This window comes from Rhodococcus sp. p52, assembly GCF_000763325.2.
In the GTDB taxonomy this organism is placed as follows: domain Bacteria; phylum Actinomycetota; class Actinomycetes; order Mycobacteriales; family Mycobacteriaceae; genus Rhodococcus; species Rhodococcus pyridinivorans.
This window is the reverse complement of the sequence record NZ_CP016819.1, coordinates 2,396,175-2,410,546: the sequence shown is the minus strand read 5'-3', so window position 1 is coordinate 2,410,546 and position 14,372 is coordinate 2,396,175. Positions and strand designations below refer to the sequence as shown.

15 protein-coding genes are annotated in these 14,372 nt (G+C 68.4%); 3 read left to right on the top strand and 12 right to left on the bottom strand.

What is annotated here, in order from left to right:
- Window positions 1-9: 9 nt before the first annotated feature.
- The 3 genes from IM25_RS11295 to IM25_RS11285 form a co-directional block, all read right to left on the bottom strand.
- Window positions 10-444, bottom strand: coding sequence for a VOC family protein (locus IM25_RS11295; protein WP_024103221.1), 435 nt, complete (start codon window positions 442-444; stop codon window positions 10-12).
- Window positions 445-458: 14 nt separating this feature from the next.
- Window positions 459-941, bottom strand: a complete 483-nt coding sequence (locus IM25_RS11290) for a nuclear transport factor 2 family protein (RefSeq protein ID WP_024103220.1) — start codon at window positions 939-941, stop codon at window positions 459-461.
- 134 nt (window positions 942-1,075) lie between these two features.
- Complete coding sequence (locus IM25_RS11285) at window positions 1,076-1,684, bottom strand: TetR-like C-terminal domain-containing protein (protein ID WP_033098251.1); 609 nt, start codon at window positions 1,682-1,684, stop codon at window positions 1,076-1,078.
- A 101-nt stretch (window positions 1,685-1,785) separates the two neighbouring features.
- Here IM25_RS11285 and IM25_RS11280 point away from each other — a divergent pair, with 101 nt between their 5' ends.
- The gene (locus IM25_RS11280) at window positions 1,786-3,300 is read left to right on the top strand and encodes an acetyl-CoA acetyltransferase (RefSeq protein ID WP_033098250.1); all 1,515 of its coding nucleotides are present in this window, start codon (window positions 1,786-1,788) and stop codon (window positions 3,298-3,300) included.
- Window positions 3,297-4,091 carry an enoyl-CoA hydratase/isomerase family protein gene (locus IM25_RS11275; protein ID WP_033098249.1) on the top strand — a complete coding sequence of 265 codons (795 nt, stop codon included), beginning with the start codon at window positions 3,297-3,299 and terminating at the stop codon, window positions 4,089-4,091. The genes IM25_RS11280 and IM25_RS11275 overlap by 4 nt, the downstream gene beginning before the upstream one ends.
- Before the next feature lie 224 nt (window positions 4,092-4,315).
- Here IM25_RS11275 and IM25_RS11270 read toward each other — a convergent pair whose 3' ends face one another.
- From IM25_RS11270 to IM25_RS11260, 3 genes are all read right to left on the bottom strand, one after another.
- Window positions 4,316-4,753: a DUF6069 family protein gene (locus tag IM25_RS11270; RefSeq protein WP_033098248.1), complete on the bottom strand. Its 438-nt coding sequence runs from the start codon at window positions 4,751-4,753 to the stop codon at window positions 4,316-4,318.
- Window positions 4,754-4,826: 73 nt separating this feature from the next.
- Entirely contained in the window at window positions 4,827-6,620 is a 1,794-nt protein-coding gene (locus tag IM25_RS11265) for an ABC-F family ATP-binding cassette domain-containing protein (RefSeq protein ID WP_019288771.1), read from the bottom strand.
- 43 nt (window positions 6,621-6,663) lie between these two features.
- Window positions 6,664-7,599 (bottom strand): 4-(cytidine 5'-diphospho)-2-C-methyl-D-erythritol kinase, encoded by a 936-nt coding sequence (locus tag IM25_RS11260; RefSeq protein WP_033098247.1) that lies wholly within the window; start codon window positions 7,597-7,599, stop codon window positions 6,664-6,666.
- An 89-nt stretch (window positions 7,600-7,688) separates the two neighbouring features.
- Between IM25_RS11260 and IM25_RS11255 the strand changes: the two genes are divergently transcribed.
- Entirely contained in the window at window positions 7,689-7,955 is a 267-nt protein-coding gene (locus tag IM25_RS11255) for a hypothetical protein (protein ID WP_006553821.1), read from the top strand.
- Window positions 7,956-8,018: 63 nt separating this feature from the next.
- On the opposite strand, the gene IM25_RS11250 is transcribed toward IM25_RS11255, so the two are convergent.
- The 6 genes from IM25_RS11250 to IM25_RS11225 form a co-directional block, all read right to left on the bottom strand.
- Complete coding sequence (locus IM25_RS11250; RefSeq protein ID WP_006553820.1) at window positions 8,019-8,225, bottom strand: cold-shock protein; 207 nt, start codon at window positions 8,223-8,225, stop codon at window positions 8,019-8,021.
- Window positions 8,226-8,451: 226 nt separating this feature from the next.
- Window positions 8,452-9,360, bottom strand: coding sequence for a 16S rRNA (adenine(1518)-N(6)/adenine(1519)-N(6))-dimethyltransferase RsmA (rsmA, locus tag IM25_RS11245; RefSeq protein ID WP_006553819.1), 909 nt, complete (start codon window positions 9,358-9,360; stop codon window positions 8,452-8,454).
- A 53-nt stretch (window positions 9,361-9,413) separates the two neighbouring features.
- On the bottom strand, window positions 9,414-10,541 hold the full coding sequence (locus IM25_RS11240) for a resuscitation-promoting factor (protein ID WP_006553818.1): 1,128 nt from the start codon (window positions 10,539-10,541) through the stop codon (window positions 9,414-9,416).
- Window positions 10,542-10,933: 392 nt separating this feature from the next.
- The gene (locus IM25_RS11235; protein WP_033098246.1) at window positions 10,934-12,613 is read right to left on the bottom strand and encodes a sulfatase-like hydrolase/transferase; all 1,680 of its coding nucleotides are present in this window, start codon (window positions 12,611-12,613) and stop codon (window positions 10,934-10,936) included.
- 141 nt (window positions 12,614-12,754) lie between these two features.
- On the bottom strand, window positions 12,755-13,183 hold the full coding sequence (locus IM25_RS11230; RefSeq protein ID WP_019288774.1) for a DoxX family protein: 429 nt from the start codon (window positions 13,181-13,183) through the stop codon (window positions 12,755-12,757).
- 79 nt (window positions 13,184-13,262) lie between these two features.
- Window positions 13,263-14,339 carry a maleylacetate reductase gene (locus IM25_RS11225; protein WP_065996041.1) on the bottom strand — a complete coding sequence of 359 codons (1,077 nt, stop codon included), beginning with the start codon at window positions 14,337-14,339 and terminating at the stop codon, window positions 13,263-13,265.
- Window positions 14,340-14,372: the final 33 nt, after the last annotated feature.

Here is a 14,372-nt window from a genome sequence, read left to right as displayed (position 1 = left end):
TTCGGGAGCTCACTCCCGAGGTGGCGGCAGCTTGCCGGTCAGCGGGCCGACGAGCATCCAGCGATGCCCGAAGGGGTCGAGCAGGGTGGCGTTGCGATGACCGTGGGCCTCGTTGATCCACCTCTCGACCGAACCGCCGGCCAGACGGGCGCGGGTGAGCACGGTGTCGGTGTCGGCCACCTCGAGCATCAGGCTCACCGAGACCGCCCCCTCCTGCGGCGCCGTGAGTCCGAGTTCGGGGAATTCGTCTGCGAGATAGATCATTCCGCTGGGGAACCGCAGTTCGGCGTGCCCGACGCGACCGTCGTCCATGACGACCGGTTCGGCGGTCAGCGAGGCTCCGAAGACCCGGGTGTACCACTCGATCGCCTCGTGGGCCCGCGGCACCGTCAGATAGGGCAGCGCCCCCGGACGGGGAAAATCGCCGGAACCCTCCGAGACCATCTCGTCGTTCCCGCTCAGGACGCTTTCGGTTGCTGCAGCAGCGCCCATCGATTGGTCGTCAACCGGACCGAAGGCGAGTCGCCCATGCATGTGACCGTCTCCCAGTTGCGTTGATATCCGGTGCGGCTGATTCGCCAGCATCCGTCGTCGCCGAGGCTGTACCGATCGTGATAGTAGGCCGAGCCGCGCAACATCATCCCGTCCTCCGGGATGATCACGGTGTCGGACAGCAACCACACCCCGGTGGCGCTGCGGCCGTCGTCGGCGATGTCGATCTCGGGATGGGAACAAGTGTGCTCCGTGATCAAGCGCGTTCCCAGCGTGTTCTCGAGGAAACCTATGAAGGCGTCGCGTGAGTCGAAAACGAGATGCTCCCCGTAGACGGCGTGTGCGTCGGGGGTGAGGGTGTTCGCCAGCTCGTCCCAGTCCTTCGTATCGAGCGCTCGCGCATAACGGTATTTGAGCCGCGTGATCTCCGCTACCGCCTGCACATCCATCGTCGGCCTCCCATTGGCGCCCCCCTGCGAGTATTCGCATTCCAGGCTAGCCCGGACGACCGGCGCAGACGGCCGGAATCACACTGTTACCAGGCAGCATTCGATCGCGATTCGGTCACGGGAGGGCGTGCCGGTCACGACTCGGGACGACGCAGCGCGCGGATGGTCGCGTCGACGACGAGTTCGGCGTAGTCGTCGTCTACGTTCTGGTCCGGGGTGGCCAACGCGAAGAGGGCATGACTGAGCACGGTGCCGGTGACCATTTCGAGCAGCAGCGTCGCCGAGGTGTCGGCGGGGAGTTCGCCGCGCTCGACGGCGCGGTGCACGATCGTGCGCGCCGCGAGCACGCGGCTGCGGTTGAGGGTGTGGATCAGCCGGGCGAGCAGTTCGGGGTTGGCACGGGCGTCGAGCGCGACGCGCAGGCTCGCCAGGCCGGGGGTGGTCCGGTAACCGCGCAACAGCTGCCGGGCGAGTTCGACGAGATCGGATCGGAGCGCGCCGGTGTCGATCGGCACGGGCAGCGGGCTGCGCGCTTCGAGGGCCTGGACCAGCAGGTCGTCCTTGCTCGACCACCGGCGGTAGAGGGCGGCGCGCCCCACCCGCGCGCGTCGTGCGACCGCGTCGAGCGTGAAACCACGCCAGCTCGTCTCGGAGTACACCTCGAGCACGGCGTCGAACACGCGGTCCTCCAGGTCGGCGTCGCGGGGGCGTCCGCGGCGGCGCGGTGCGGGTGCTTCGGTCACGTCGGAAAAGTGTGCCAGACCACTCCTCGATTTACAGACTGAAATCGTCCGCATTAAGCTGGCGGCGTCCTCCTCCCCCAAGAGCAGACCGAAGGAACGCCATGACCGACCCCACTCGGGTCCCCGTCGTGATCGGGGTCGGCGACCTGCGCTCCGGCCGTGCCGGTGCGCCCGCCGACCCGCGTGAACCGCTCGACCTCATCCACGAGGCCACCCTCGCCGCGATCGCCGACTCCGGCGCCGATCTCGCCACGCGGATCGACACCATCCACGCGATCAAGACCGCGAGCTGGAACTACGACGACCTGCCGGGCCTGCTCGCCGAACGTCTCGGCGCGACGCCCGAGCACACGTCGACCACGCCGATCGGCGGCCACTGGCCGGCAGCCCTGCTCGATCGCGTCGGCCACGACATCGCCGCGGGCACCAGCACCGTCGCGCTGCTCGTCGGCGGCGAGGCGCAGGCCTCGGCGACCAACTCGTACAAGGCCGGAACGGATCCGGTCACGCTGGGATGGACCACCGCCCCGGGCGGCCCCGCGCCTATCAGCAACAAGGACCTCGGCAGCCCCGCGATGCAGCGCGCCGGGATGATCGTCCCCACGCGGGTCTACCCGCTGTTCGAGAACCGGCTCAGCCACGATCTCGGGCACTCGCGCGAGAAGTCGCTCGACTGGTCGGCGACGCTGTACGCCGCCTTCTCCGAGTTCGCCGCCGAGAACCCGGCGTCCTGGAACCCCGAGCGCCGCACCGCCGACGACATCCGCACCATCGCCGGCAAGAACCGCCTCGTCACCGACCCGTACCCGCTGATGGTCAACGCGATGCCGTTCGTCGACCAGGCCGCTGCCGTGGTCGTCACCTCGCTCGCCGTGGCCCGCGAATTCGGTGTCCCCGACGACCACCTGCTCTACGTGTGGGGCGGCGCCGGCGCGACCGAGCCCTCGGACGTGCTCGCCCGCGGCGACTTCGGACGCTCCGCCGCACTCGACGATGCGCTGCGGCGCACGCTGTCGGCGAGCGACCTGCGTCCCGGCGACTTCGACATCATCGACGCCTACAGCTGCTTCCCCGTGGTCCCGAAGCTGCTCATCGAGCAGCTCGGCCTCCCCCGCGACACCGTCCCGTCGGTGACCGGCGGCCACTCCTTCTTCGGCGGCCCGCTCAACAGCTACACGCTGCACTCGGTGGTGTCGGTGGCCAAGCGGCTGCGCCAGGACGGCGAGCTCGCCCTCGTGCACGGCAACGGTGGCTACCTGACCTACCAGCACGTCGTGGTCCTCGGCTGCGCGCCGCACACCGACGGTTACGTCGGCGACCCCGAGCACGTGCTGCTCGAGCCGTCCGCGCCGGAGACAGCCACCGATTACAGCGGCGAGGTCCAGATTGTCACCGCCACGGCCGAATTCGGTCGCGACGGCAACCCGTCGATCGGTTTCCTCGTCGGCCTCACCCCCGACGGCCGGCGTGTCTCCGGCCAGACCGACGCCACCGGCGCCGCAGTCCTCGCCGCCGGAGCCGACATCGTCGGCGAGACCGTCCACGTCACCGACGACGGCGGCATTCTCACCGTCACCCGCATCGAACACCTGTGCCCCGAGGAGTACCGGTCGTGAGCGAACCCGTCGTTCACGTCGAGAAGCGCGAGCACGTCCTGCTCGTCACCATCAACCGCCCCAAGGCGGCCAACAGCATCAACGCCGACGTGCACCAGGCACTCGGTGAGGCCTGGGACCGCGCCGAAGAGGACCGCGACGTGCGCGTCGTGGTGCTCACCGGCGCAGGCGGCGCCGTCTTCTGCGGCGGCGCCGACCTCGAGGCCCTCGGCACCGAAGGACCGGACGGCGTCACCCCGCCCGAAACCGCCCACTGGGGCTTCGCCGGTGTCGTCAAGCACCACATCTCCAAGCCCGTCATCGCCGCGGTCAACGGCACCGCGCTCGGTGGTGGCACCGAACTCGCCCTCGCGAGCGATCTCGTCGTCGCATCCGAAACCGCCGAATTCGGTCTGCCCGAGGTGCACCGCGGCCTGATCGCCGGTGCCGGCGGCGTGTTCCGCATCGGCCAGGCCATCCCCCGCGCCGTCGCGATGGAACTCGTCCTGACGGGAAAGCCGATGTCGTCCGCCGACGCGCTGCGCTGGGGCCTCGTCAACCGGGTCGTCCCACAGGACGAGGTCCTCGACACCGCTCTCGCTCTCGCCGCCGACATCGCGAAGGGCGCCCCGCTCGCCGTGCAGGCCGGCAAGACCGTCGCCCGCGGCATCATCGACGGCAACGTCCCCGCCGAGGACCTGCCCTGGGAACTCACCGACAAAGCCCTCGCACGTCTCACCACCAGCGCCGACACTCTCGAAGGCGTCATGGCCTTCATACAGAAGCGCGAACCCGTCTGGAAGGGCGAATAGGCATGACCACCACCGAAGTGGTTCGTCGGGCCTGATCTCGGCGCTGTTCAGCCACGGCATCGCCACCCCGCACATCGTCTCGTCGGGCAACACGACCTGATCGAGCGGTTCGCGCGTCCCGCGCTCAGCGCTGCTTCGACCTGACCGTAGGCCTCTGCCCGAATCAGGGGGAGGAAATGTGCGACTTTCCTTGCGGAAGCGCATATTTCCTCCCCCTACTCGTGTCAGTCACGCGTACGGAGCATCTCCAGGGCGACGACGACCACCACGGCGATCACGACGTGCATCAGCGTCAGGGCGACGGTGCTCGGCGTGTCGAAGTCCGCGGAGATCGTGCCCTGGATCGTCGCCAGCGGCAGCAACGCCCCGACGACCTGGGCGATCCGCGCGAAACCGTTCCACCACAGGGTGAGCAGGGCCGCGACGGCGAGACCGACGGTGAGCGGGACGACGGACATGAGCACCACGCCACCGGGCGCCGCGCTCACCACCTCACCGGCGTCGGTGTGTTCGAACGAGCCACCCGCGATGAGCCCGACGGCCCACAGCGCGAGGTCGATCACCAGTGCGGTCACGACGGACGCGGCGACCACCACGGCGGAACGCGCGAGCCGGGACTGCGGGAGATGCGTAGAGGTACCGGATGTTTCGGTGACGGACATGGATCCTCCTGATGGGCGTTCCTTCTGACGACGCCCATCCTGCGACCTCGAGCCGACTCGAGGTCAAGAGGATTCAGTCGAGATCTTCGGCGAGCTCCATCCATTGCTCCTCGGCCGCTTCCTTCTCCGCGACCACCTCACGCAACTGCGCGTCGAGTTTCTGCAGCCGGTCAGGATCGGTCGCCGCCTCCGCGAGGTCGTGGTGCAGCTTCTCCTCCTTCTCGGTCAGCTTCGCGACGAGACGCTCCAGGCGCGACAGTTCCTTGCGCGCGGTGCGTTCGGCGGCACCGTCGCGCTTCTTCGGCTGCTCGGCGGCGTCACCGGTCTTCGAGACGGTCGACGCCACCGACGGCACGTCGCCGTCGCCCATGGCCGCGCGCCGGCGCAGGTACTCCTCGATGCCACCGGGAAGGTTCGTCAGGCGGCCGTCGCCGAACAGGGCCCACGTCGAATCACAGATGCGTTCGACGAGATACCGGTCGTGGCTGATGACCACGAGGGTTCCGGCCCAGCCGTCGAGCAGGTCCTCGAGCTGCTGGAGGGTGTCGATGTCGAGGTCGTTGGTGGGCTCGTCGAGGAGCAGCACGTTCGGTTCGGCCATGAGCACGCGCGTGAGCTGCAACCGGCGACGCTCACCACCGGACAGGTCGCCGACGGGGGTGCGCTGCCGCGCCGGTGTGAAGCCCAGACGTTCGGCGAGCTGACCGGCGGAGATCTCCTTGTCGCCCAGTGTGATCCGCTCGGCGACGTCCTTGACGGCGTCGAGCACCCGCATGTCGGTGGGCAGGTCGTCGAGTTCCTGCCGCAGCCAGCCGATCTCGACGGTCTGCCCCTGGACGCGCCGTCCCTGCGCCGGTTCGAGTTCGCCCGCGAGCGTGCGCAGCAGGGTCGTCTTGCCCGAACCGTTGACGCCGACGAGACCGATCCGCTCGCCCGGACCGAGACGCCAGGTGAGGTCGCGGACCAGTTCGCGCCCGTCCGGGGTGGTGAGGGTGGCGTCCTCGAGTTCGATGACGACGCGGCCCAGGCGGCGCTTCGCGAACGATGCCAGCGCCACCGAGTCGCGCGGCGGCGGCACGTTCGCGATCAGCGCTTCGGCGGCCTCGATGCGGTACTTCGGCTTGGACGTGCGGGCCGGGGCTCCGCGACGCAGCCACGCGAGTTCCTTGCGCGCGAGATTGCGGCGGCGTTCCTCCATCGCGTCGGCCTGGCGGGCACGCTCGGCGCGCGCGAAGATCCAGTCGTTGTAGCCGCCCTCGTAGCTCTCGACCCGGCCGTTCACGACCTCCCAGGTGCGCGTCGCGACGGTATCGAGGAACCAGCGGTCGTGGGTGACGACGACGAGCGCGCTGCGCCGCGACAGCAGGTGCTCGGCGAGCCACTGCACGCCTTCGACGTCGAGATGGTTCGTGGGCTCGTCGAGGACGAGCAGGTCGAGATCCTGCACGAGGGCTGCGGCGAGGGCGACCCGGCGACGCTCACCACCGGACAGACCGTCGACGACCGCGTCGAGACCGAGATTGTCGATGCCGATACCGGTGAGCACCGAGCGGATGCGCGCATCACCGGCCCACTCGTGCTCGGCCACATCGAGCGGCCCGAGGACCACCTCGCCGACGGTCGAGCCCTCCGGCAGACCGCCGCGCTGCGTCACGACGGCCATGCGCAGACCGTTCACGCGGCTCACCCGGCCCGAATCGGGCTCCTCGATGCCGGCGAGCACCTCGAGCATCGTCGTCTTGCCGCCGCCGTTGAGGCCGACGACACCGATCCGCTCCCCCTCGTTCACGCCGAGGGACACCGAGTCGAGTAACGGCTTGATGCCGAACGACTTCGAGACCTGTTCGAGGTTGATCAGATTCGCCACGTGGAGGAACGCCTTCCGAGAATTGCGGGGATGTACTACAGGATCAGGAGTGTGCGGGATCGACGTCGCCGACGACACGGGCTCCGGGCACCGGACCGGAGGCGACCCGCACCGTACGGCACACACCGGCACCGGCGAGTTCGGCACTCACGGTGACGGCGGCGTGCTGGTCCTCGACGAGGAACGCGCAGGTGGGGCCGGAACCGGAGACGATGCCCGCCAGGGCCCCGGCCTCGACACCCGCCCGGAGCGTGCGTCGCAGCATCGGGTCGAGGGACAGAGCCGCGGCCTGCAGGTCGTTGCCGAGCAGCGGCGCGAGCTGGTGGGCGTCGCCGGAGCCGAGCGCGGAGAGCACGGCATCCGCGCTGCCGATGCGCTGAGGTTCTCCCTCGGCACGCAGCCGGTCGAGTTCACGGAAGACGACCGGTGTGGACAGGCCCCCCTTCGCGAGGGCCAGTACCCAGTGGAAGGTGCCGCGGGTGAGGACGGGGACGAGGCGCTCGCCCCGCCCTGTTCCGATCGCCGTTCCGCCGTGGAGGCAGAACGGCACGTCGCTGCCGAGGCGGACGGCGAGATCCGCGAGGTCCTCCCGGGGCGCCCCGATGCCCCACAGTGTGTCGAGCGCGACCAGCGTCGCGGCAGCGTCGGCGCTGCCACCGGCCATTCCGCCGGCCACGGGGATGCCCTTGTCGATCGTGATCGCTACGTCGGGTGTACGTGCGGCCCGTTCCGCCATCATCTCGGCGGCGCGCCACGCCAGGTTCGTCGAATCGGTAGGTACCGACTCGGCGCCCGCGCCGCGCACCGTCACGCTCAGGGTGTCGGCCGGGACCACCGACACCTCGTCGTACAGGGACAGAGCCTGGAAGACGGTGTGCAGGTCGTGGTAGCCGTCAGGACGGAGGTCACCCACCGCGAGATGCAGGTTGACCTTGGACGGGACCCTCACTGTCACGGGGGTCGGCACGACGGAAAGCACGAGTACAGAGCTTACTCGGGATACGGATGCTTCCCGACCGCCGCGGCCACGCTCTACGATCGATCGACTCTGAACACTCTGGAGGAAATGTGACTCGTTCCGTACGTAATGCGGTCGCCGTCTGCGCCGTCGCCGTGGCGGCCACCATGGGAACCGCCGGCGTCGCCTCGGCCGAACCGGCTCCGCCGCGCGTCTGCTCGCTCGGCGACCTGGTCCTGCGCTCGCTGAATCTCGTGGACTGCGTGACCCCTCCCACGGGCTCCGCCGGAATGGCGACCGGCTCCGCCGACTCGGCGGGCTCGTCGACCGGTTCGTCGAACTTGGGCATCACCGGTTACGGGGCAATGATCGGCTGACCGGACGAACGAATCCGGGCCGGCACCCTGAGGTGCCGGCCCGGATTCGGAGAATTATCGGTATCAGCCGATGACGTTCACGCCGGTGGCCTGCGGGCCCTTCTGGCCCTGGCCGATCTCGAAGCTCACGCGCTGGTTCTCCTCGAGGGTGCGGAAGCCGCGGCCCTGGATCTCGGAGAAGTGCACGAAGACGTCAGCGGAGCCGTCCGAGGGAGCGATGAAGCCGAAGCCCTTTTCGCCGTTGAACCACTTCACAGTACCTTCAGCCATGTTGCTGTCCTTCACTTGCAGGCAGAACGGATGTAGACGTTCTGTCTCGTCGGGAGTCGGTTTCGGCCCCCGGGTCTGTCACTACACGGCTGAAACGATTCCATCGTGGCTATCGCATCCGCTCGCAACCAGAAATGTGCGAGGGGTAAACCACGAACACACTACCTAACGACCGAGGACAACTTAACCACACATCGCATCCGACCGCCAGGACGAGTGACCGGGATCACTCCACCCCTGCGAGCCGCACGAAGGCTGCGGCGTCGAGCTTCTCCCCGCGGGTAGACGGCTCGATACCGGCCGCCAGCAGGCGCCTCTCGGCCTCCGCGGGCGAACCTGCCCATCCACTCAACGCTGCGCGCAACGTCTTTCGCCGTTGAGCGAAGGCCGCGTCGACGACGGCGAAGACCCGGGCGCGTGTCCGGGCGTCGGTGGGCCACGGTGGCTCCGCATAGCGGTCGACACGCACGAGGCCCGATTCCACCTGGGGAACGGGCCAGAAGACCGCACGCCCGACGGCGCCGGCCCTGCGGACGTCGCCGAAGAACCGCGCCTTCACGCTGGGTACGCCGTAGATCTTACCGCCCGGTTCTGCTGCGAGCCGATCGGCGACCTCGGCCTGCACCATCACGAGAGCGGTTCGCAGAGTAGGGAATTCAGAGAAAAGGTGCAGCAGCACCGGCACCGCGACGTTGTAGGGCAGGTTCGCGACCAGCGCGGTGGGCGTGACGGGAAGATCCTTCGGCAGCACCTTCATCGCGTCCATGTGCACGACGTCGAAGCGGTCGGCGAGCTGCGGGGCCCGCTCCCGCACGGTAACGGGAATACGCTGCGCGAGAACGGGATCGAGCTCGACAGCGACCACACGGTCGACGACGTCGAGCAGGGCGAGGGTGAGCGAACCCAGGCCCGGCCCGACCTCGAGCACGACATCCTCAGGGCCGACCCCGGCGACGTTGACGATGCGGCGCACCGTGTTCGCGTCGTGCACGAAGTTCTGGCCGAGCTGCTTCGTCGGGCGCACCCCGAACTCCTCCGCGAGTGCGCGGACCTCGGCGGGCCCGAGCAGCGCGGCGAGGCCGCGCGGAGAAGCCGGAGTGGCCCTCGGAGTGGTTTCGGGATCGTCTGCTGACACGTGGTGAACCTAGCGCACTCGGGAGCAGGTCACACCGCGCACACCCGCGCCGGTCAGCGCAGACCGAGCTTGCTGGTGCAGGATGGCCAGGCGCCCCAGCCCTGGGCCGCCTGGACCTTCTCCGCGACGGCGATCTGCTGCTCGCGCGTCGCGAGATCGGCACGCGGCGCGTACTGGGTGCCGCCGAAGCCGGCCCACGTCTGCTGCGTGAACTGCAGGCCACCGTAGAAACCGTTGCCGGTGTTGATCGCCCAGTTGCCGGTCGCCTCGCACTGCGCGAGAGCGTCCCAGGTGGAGCCGCGACCGGAGGCCGGCACGGCGGGCTTCGGCTTGGTGCCGACGCGGACCACGACGGGCCGCGGCTCGACGAGGACCTTCGAAGCGGTCTCGGCGCGTCCGACCTCGACACCGTTGACGGTGTGAACGTCGAAGGTCACCGACCGCTCGCCCGGAGCACCCGGGTCGCTCACGGCGGCCTCACCCTCGAGCATGTTCGGATCGTCCACGCGGTTCTCCGGCGGGGCGATCGGCAGGTTCTCGGTCCGCGACTCGGTCCGGTCGCGGGTGACCACGACCTCCATGCCCTCCGCGAGTTCCGCGTCGAGGGCAGGGGTGACGCTGTCGGCCTGCTCGAGCTTCGCGCCCTGGGCCTCGAGGAACTCGGCGACCGTCGGCGCTGCGACGCGCACCTCGGCGGCGGGCGCGCCGTTGTCGGCGAAGCGCACCGTCTTGGGGTTGACGACCTCGAGATCGGCACCGTCGAGCGGGAGGCGGTGCGAACGGGAGGCGGAGACGTAGGCGTCGTCGGAGAGGCGGAACTGGTCGAGCGCCTCGTCGACGGTCAGCGCGGTGGTCCACACCGAGCGCTCCTCACCGTCGACGGTGAGGCGCAGCTCGCGAGCCTGTCGCAGGACGATGGTGTCGCCGTCGGAGACGGACGAGTCCACGGCCGGGGCCACGACGTCGTTCTCGTCGACGGTGTAGCCGGCTGCGGCCAGGATGTCGCCGACGTTGGAGTTCATCGTGCCGAAGGCACGCTGCTCACCGTCGACGTCGAGGACGACGTCCTTGTGCTGAACCACAGCAGTGGCGCCACCGGCACCGAGGGTGACGAAGACGGCGGCGACCACCGAGTAGAACACCGGCGACTTGAGGCGATTGATCTTGGTGAAAGGTGACACGATTATTTCCAGACGGACGACAACTGTGATCACAGCACGGTAACGAGACGGCATTGTTATCGCAACTTCATCGCCTTTACCTGCACAGATCATGATTTCTGTCAGATCACGACGCACGTCACAGATATCGGATCGATATTAGCTCGATCATTTTCGAGTGTCCGAAATCGCCATTTTCGATCGACACTCGGAAGAAGAACTTCCTCGCGATTCGGGCGGCAAGGACATGGATTCCGTGAGGTAGCCGAGGAGCGCGCGCAGCTGTGCCCTGCCCCATGCGGGGGCGTTCGAGGTGCCGATGCCCACAGGCTCGGACGGAGCGGCCGGCTTCGCGGGCGCAGCGGTTTCCGGGACCGCCTACCGATGGTCGCGGTTGCCGGTGATCGGCTTCGTCAGCGTCCGGCCGACCCGCTGGGAATCGGGAGATCGGCGGATCCGCTCGGTACGGGGAACTGCGGAATCGTCACAGCCGGGGTGGTGCCCGTGCGGGCCATCACGTCCATCAGGACGGCGTGCATGGCCGCGACCTGCACCGGGTCGAAGTTCGCGAGATCGAGCGGGTTCGCGCGGTTGCGCGTCTCGAGCGGATCGTCGTGCAGGTCGTAGAGCTCGAACTGCGGCAGCGCGCGTCCCGACGGATCGAAGTACATCGCGTACTTCCACCTGTCCTGCCGGACGGCACGAATGTGGTTGGGCTGCTTCACCGTCGTCTGCCCGTTGGCCGCGGCGGCGTTCTCGTCGTCGAAGGTGAACAGGACGGTGTCCTGCACCTGTGGCGGCGTGCCACCGGACGACGCGCCCTCGATGACGGGCGTGAGGTCGACGCCCTTGAACGTCCACGCCGAACGGTCGGGCACGGCGGCCATCGTCGCGAGGGTGGGCATGACGTCGATCAGCGACGCGAGCGCGTCGGTGGAGACCGGCCTCGGGAACATCACCGGATTGCTCACCACGAGAGGGACATTGAGCGTCTCCTCGTAGGCGTTGAAGGCCTTCTGGCGGAGTCCGCCGTGGGAGAGCCCCATCTCACCGTGGTCGGCCACCCGGAAGACGACGGTGCGTTCGCGCATGCCCGAAACCGATTCCAGCGCATCGAGAACCGTCCCGATGTGCTGGTCGACGACCTTGTGCATGTAGGCGTACAGGTTGACGTACTGCCGTGCCGCTTCGGGACCGACGAGCGGACCGAGCGCACCTGCGAGCAGCAGGAGCAGTTCGGCCTGGGCGGTGGGCTTGAAGTTGCGGAGCAGGTCCTCGTCGATGGTGGGCGGCAGGTCGATTCCCTGCTCGAAGGCTTCGGGTGCGAACGCCCCGTAGTTGTTGCAGTCGCCGTCGACCTGATCCCAAGTCTTCGGGTACGAGAGGATGTCGTGAGGATTGGCGAACGACACGATGAGCGCGAACGGCCTGTCGTCGGAGGCGCTGCGCGACCGCAGGAATTCGGCGGCGTCGGAGGCGATCTTGCCGTCGCGGTCGGCGCAGCCACCCCCGAAGTTCTCGGGTGCTGTATCCTGCCCCGCCTCCGGGGGCTCCCACCCCGCGAAGCCGTACCGCGCGATGTCGTCGGGCGACGGGTCGCCGCCGTCGGCGCCCTTGCTCATGTGCCATTTGCCGCGGTAGTGGACGTCGTATCCGGCGGAGAGCAGCATCTTCGCCATGTTCTGGCCGTCCACCGGCAGCACGGGTTCGGTGGGCGAGAGCGTGCCACCCTCGGTGAGGGTGCTCACCACCCCGTGCTGGGCGGGATAGAGGCCGGTGAAGAACGTGCTGCGACTGGGCGAGCACATCGCGGCGTTGCAGAACGACCGCGTGAAGGTCAGCCCGGTGTCGGCCAGACGCTGCCGGTTGGGCAGGTTGTTGCGCGCCCAGTCGGCCGGCCAGTGCATCGGCTGGCGCTCCTGGTCGGTCATGATGATGAGGATGTTGGGACGCTGCGGTGTCCGAGGCTGTGCCGCAGATGATCCGGCGCCCACGAGGCCGGCAGCGAGGAGCGCACCCGCGCCCACGAGGAAGGTCCGTCGATTGACATTCCACGTGGTGTCGCGACGCGGAACAGCCTGCTGCACGGTCATATCGGTCCTGTCGGAGAGATCCGTGAACGCGTATGTCGTACAGGAGAATAACAAGACATATGCGTTGAGCGCGCGTCATCGGACGGAAGAGGCGCTGAGGACGATCGGGGGAAATCGTCCACAGCGCCGCGGAACCGCAGGTCAGGCCGTGCGCAGGAGCGGAACCTTCCGCGCGAGGAATCGGTCGACGCTGAACGCTCCCGCACCGACCGCGGCGAGTAGGAGGGCCCCTGCGCCGAGCGCGGCCACGAGCTCGAAACCACCGTCGCCGACGTAGATTCCGTTCTCCACGTGCACGATGAAGAACGCGCCGAGCATGAGCAGGAACAGCAGGACGCCGAAGACGGGGACGAGCACACCGAGGATGAGCGCGAGACCGCCGAGGATCTCGATCCAGGTGGCGACGAACGCCGAGACGGCCGGGGCGGGCACGCCCATTCCTTCGAAGCCGGCCTTGGTGCCTTCGTATCCCCACGAATTGAACTTCTGCAGTCCGTGCGCGAGGAAGATGACGCCGAGTACGAGTCGGGCCACGAGGATGCCGAGGTCGCGGACGAGAGGGGTCTTCATGTCGAGCCTTTCGGGTAGGAGGCCGGAGAGCCCCACTTAGTTGAAGCGACAACTAAGGTAGCAACCCTTGGTTGTAGCTTCAACCAGACTTCTGCGCCGGTTCCGGACGGGTACCGGCGAACGCCTCCCCCAGCAACCGTCGCACGCCCACCTCCGTGACCTCCCGGGGATTCGGATACGGCTTCGCCGTCGCCAGTCGTGCCGTCTCGTCCAGATCGGACTCCCGGACCCCCAGTTCCTCGAGACTCGTCGGCCCACCGGCCGCCGCCACGAGGTCGTAGACGCCCGCGGACGCCGAATCCGTGCCGAGCGCCTGCGCGACCCGCACCATGACGTGCGGTACCGACGGTTCGTTGTAGGCGAGCGCGTGGGGCAGCACGACGGTGTGCGTGGCGGCATGCGGCAGGTCGAACGAGCCGCCCAGCACGTGACAGAGCTTGTGGTGCAGCCCCATTCCTGCCGAGGCGAGACAGGTTCCGGAGAGCCACGCCGCGAGCAGCAGATCCGAACGCCCCTCGGGATCGGCCGAATCCGCACCGAGCGCCGGGATACCCCGGGCGATCGCGGCCACGGCCTCGAGCGCGAGGGCGTCGACGATCGGATTGGCCTGTTCGGAGTAGAGGGCCTCGACCGCGTGGGCCATCGCGTTGATCGCGCTGGTCACCGCCAACGGAATGGGCATCGAGGTGGTGAACTCGACGTCGTAGATCACGGTCTCGGGAAGGATGTCGGGCGACGAACGCGTGGTCTTCACCCCGTCGGCGGTCTCACCGAGAACGGGCGTCACCTCCGACCCGGCGTAGGTCGTCGGCAGGATCACCTGATCGATCCCCGTGCGGAGTGCCAGTGCCTTGGCCAGTCCTGTGGTCGAGCCGCCACCCACCGCGACGACCGCATCGACGTCGTGCTCGGTGACCCGGCCGAGGACCCGTTCGGTCACCTCGACCGGCGTGTGCATCACCGCGCCGTCGAAACGCGCGACCTGCAGATCGCCGAGATACTTCTCGACCAGTTCCGCCTGGTGCCGCACGTGCTCGCCGGCGAGCAGCAAAACGCGGGAACGATCGAGTCGACGTACTTCGTCCGCGACCCGCGAGGCGGTACCGGGGCCGAAGATCACACGTACCGGATGAGAGTTGTAGACGAAGGAGCGCATGCCCGTATTCTCACGACGGGAGTGGGGACGCGC